The sequence below is a fragment of the Terrabacter terrae genome, from assembly GCF_039529575.1.
In the GTDB taxonomy this organism is placed as follows: Bacteria; Actinomycetota; Actinomycetes; order Actinomycetales; family Dermatophilaceae; genus Terrabacter; species Terrabacter terrae.
This window is the reverse complement of record NZ_BAAANB010000002.1, coordinates 30,697-33,871: the sequence shown is the minus strand read 5'-3', so window position 1 is coordinate 33,871 and position 3,175 is coordinate 30,697. Positions and strand designations below refer to the sequence as shown.

Here is a 3,175-nt window from a genome sequence, read left to right as displayed (position 1 = left end):
GCCGGCCCAGCGGCATACGTGCTCGTCAGGCGAGGACGCTCAGGCGGGGACCTCCGCCACGAGGTCGGTCTTGACCTCGGGGAAGTGGCAGGCCTGCAGGTGCACGCCGCCCTCGCGGAAGGCGCGTGCCGACTCCTCGGTCGTGGCGGCCACCAGCGGCGGCTCCTGCGTGGCGCAGACGTCCTGCGCCTTCCAGCAGCGCGTGCGGAAGCGGCAGCCGCTCGGCGGGTCGATTGGGCTCGGCACGTCGCCGACGAGCCGGATGCGCTCCTTCGGGGCGATGCCGCGAGCGACGTTGATGTCGGGCGCAGCCGACAGCAGTGCCTGGGTGTACGGGTGCTCGGGCGCCTCGTAGATCTTCTTCTTGTCGCCGTACTCGACGATCTTGCCGAGGTACATCACGGCGACCTGGTCGCAGAAGTGGCGCACGACGCCGAGGTCGTGGGCGACGAAGATGAACGCGAGGTCGAGCTCGTTGCGCAGCTTCGCCAGCAGGTTCATCACCTGCGCCTGGATCGAGACGTCGAGGGCCGAGACCGGCTCGTCGGCCACGATCAGCTTGGGCTCCACGGCGAGGGCGCGGGCGATCCCGATGCGTTGGCGCTGGCCGCCGGAGAACTCCGACGGGTAGCGGTTGATGTGCTCGGGGTTGAGGCCCACGAGCTCGAGCAGCTCCTGGACCCGGGCCTTCTCCTTGCCCTTGTGCAGGCCGTGGACCTGCAGCGGCGTGGTGAGGATCGAGCCGACCGTGTGACGCGGGTTCAGCGAGGAGTAGGGGTCCTGGAAGATCATCTGCACGTCGCGACGGATGCCGCGCAGCTGGTGCTCCTTCAGGTGCGAGATGTCCCGGCCCTCGAACTCGATGGAGCCGCCGGTCGGCTCGTCGAGGCGCGTCACGAGCCGCGACGTCGTGGACTTGCCGCAGCCCGACTCGCCGACGAGGCCGAGGGTCTGGCCCTGCTTGATGCTGAAGCTGATGCCGTCGACGGCCTTCACCGTCGCCCGCACCATCTTCAGGCCCTGGACCTCGCGGAAGGGGAAGTGTCGCTGGAGGTCGGTGACCTTGAGCAGGGTCTGGTCGCTCATCGGGCTCCCTCGTCGAGCTGCAGGGTGGCCACGGGGTCGGCCAGGTGGCAGCGGATCTCTCGGTTGGCGAGCCCGGGCGTCGGACGCCACTCGGGCAGCTCGGTGAAGCACCGGTCACCCTCGACGAGCGTCTTGAACTCGCAGCGGGGGTGGAAGGAGCAGCCCGAGGGCAGGTTGAGCAGGCTGGGTGGCGTGCCCTTGATGGCCTTGAGCTCGGCGAGGTCCTCGCTGTGCGACGGCATCGACTGCAGCAGGCCGTAGGTGTAGGGCATCGACGGCTGCGCGAGCACCTCCTTGGCGCCACCCTTCTCGACGCCGCGACCGGCATACATCACGAGGATGTCGTCGGCCGTCTCGGCGACGACCGCGAGGTCGTGCGTGATGAGGATGACCGCCGAGCCGAACTCCTTCTGGAGGTCGTTGACGAGGTCGAGGATCTGGGCCTGCACGGTGACGTCGAGCGCCGTGGTGGGCTCGTCGGCGATCAGCAGCTTGGGGTCGTTGACCAGGCCCAGCGCGATCATGGCGCGCTGGCGCATACCGCCGGAGAACTCGTGCGGGTACTGGTTGGCCCGCCGCTGGGGGTTGGGGATGCCGACGAGGTCGAGCATCTCGACGGCCCGCTTCTGGGCGACCTGCTTGCTCACCGAGTGGTGCGCCCGGTAGGCCTCGGCGATCTGCCTGCCGATCTTGTGGAACGGGTGCAAGGAGCTCTGCGGGTCCTGGAAGACCATCGCGGCCTTGGTGCTGCGGACCTTCTGGAAGGTCGAGGGCTGCGCCCCGACGAGCTCGATGCCGTCGAGCTTGATGCTGCCGGTGATCTGGGTGCGCTTGGGGTTGTGCAGGCCGAGGACGGCCATGCTGCTCACCGACTTGCCCGAACCGGACTCACCGACGATGGCCAGGGTGCGACCGAGGCGCGCCTGGTAGGTCAGGTTGGAGACCGCCTTGACGACGCCCTCCTCCGTGGGGAAGGCGACCGAGAGGTCCTTGACGTCGAGGACGACGTCTCCGGGGTTGCGGGCCTCCGAGCCCTGGGTGGCGATGGAGCCGGACGTGCTGGCGGTGGCGGTCATGAGAGCCTCACTCGCGGGTCGATGAAGGAGTACGCGATGTCCACGACGAGGTTCATGACCACGACGACCACGGCTCCGATCAGGACGGTGCCCATGATGACCGGCAGGTCGTCGGCCTTGAGCGCGTCGAGGCCGCGGCGGCCGATGCCGTCGACGCCGAAGATCTGCTCGGTGATCAGGGTGCCGGTGAGCAGTGCGGCGATGTCGAGGCCGAGGATGGTGGCGATGGGGCTCATCGCGGCGCGGAAGCCGTGCTTGAACAGCACCGTGCGCTCGCTGATGCCCTTCGAGCGCGCCGTGCGGATGTAGTCCATCGACAGCGTCTCGATCATCGAGTTGCGCGTGTAGCGCACGTAGGAGGCGGAGGTCACCACACCGAGGATGAGGGCCGGTGCGAGCATCCCGAGGAAGTAGGGTCCGACCCCCGAGGAGAGGGACGAGTACTGCGGCAGGACGTTCCACAGGATCACGGGGTAGAGCGCGACCAGGAGCGCGAGCACGTAGTACGGGATGGAACCGAGCACCTGCGAGGCGCCCACCAGGGTGCGGTCCGTGGCCGAGCCGCGTCGAACCGCCGCCAGGATGCCGATCGTGACACCGATGACGAGGAAGATGACGGCCGCCATCAGGGCCAGCACCACCGTGTTGGGGAACCGCGTGAAGAGCTCGTCGTTGACCGAGCGGCGCGTCACGAAGGAGAAGCCCAGGCACGGGGCGCTGCAGTGGACGGTGTCCCCCGCGTAGAGGAAGTCGCGCCCGGCGAAGAGTCCCTTGAAGTAGTCGAGGAACTGCACGGACAGCGGCTTGTCGAGCCCGAGGCTCTGCGTGATCTGCTGCAGGCGCTGCGCGTTGCAGCGGGTCTCCGGGCACATGGCCTGGGCCGGGTCGGACGGACCTGCGAAGAAGATCAGGAACGTCGACACCAGCGTGGCCAGGATGACGCTCAGGGCGAGAGCCACTCGCCTGAGGATGTAGGTGAGCACGGTTTGCCTTCCAAACGGGATGGGCGCCGG

General features: G+C 68.3%; 3 protein-coding genes. All 3 read right to left on the bottom strand.

What is annotated here, in order from left to right:
- Positions 1-39: 39 nt before the first annotated feature.
- Positions 40-1,086 carry an ABC transporter ATP-binding protein gene (locus ABD194_RS04535; RefSeq protein WP_343988313.1) on the bottom strand — a complete coding sequence of 349 codons (1,047 nt, stop codon included), beginning with the start codon at positions 1,084-1,086 and terminating at the stop codon, positions 40-42.
- On the bottom strand, positions 1,083-2,162 hold the full coding sequence (locus ABD194_RS04530) for an ABC transporter ATP-binding protein (RefSeq protein WP_343988310.1): 1,080 nt from the start codon (positions 2,160-2,162) through the stop codon (positions 1,083-1,085). The genes ABD194_RS04535 and ABD194_RS04530 overlap by 4 nt, the downstream gene beginning before the upstream one ends.
- Positions 2,159-3,175 (bottom strand): ABC transporter permease (locus ABD194_RS04525; protein WP_343988306.1); only part of this gene is annotated, 1,017 nt, incomplete at its 5' end. The genes ABD194_RS04525 and ABD194_RS04530, both read right to left, overlap by 4 nt.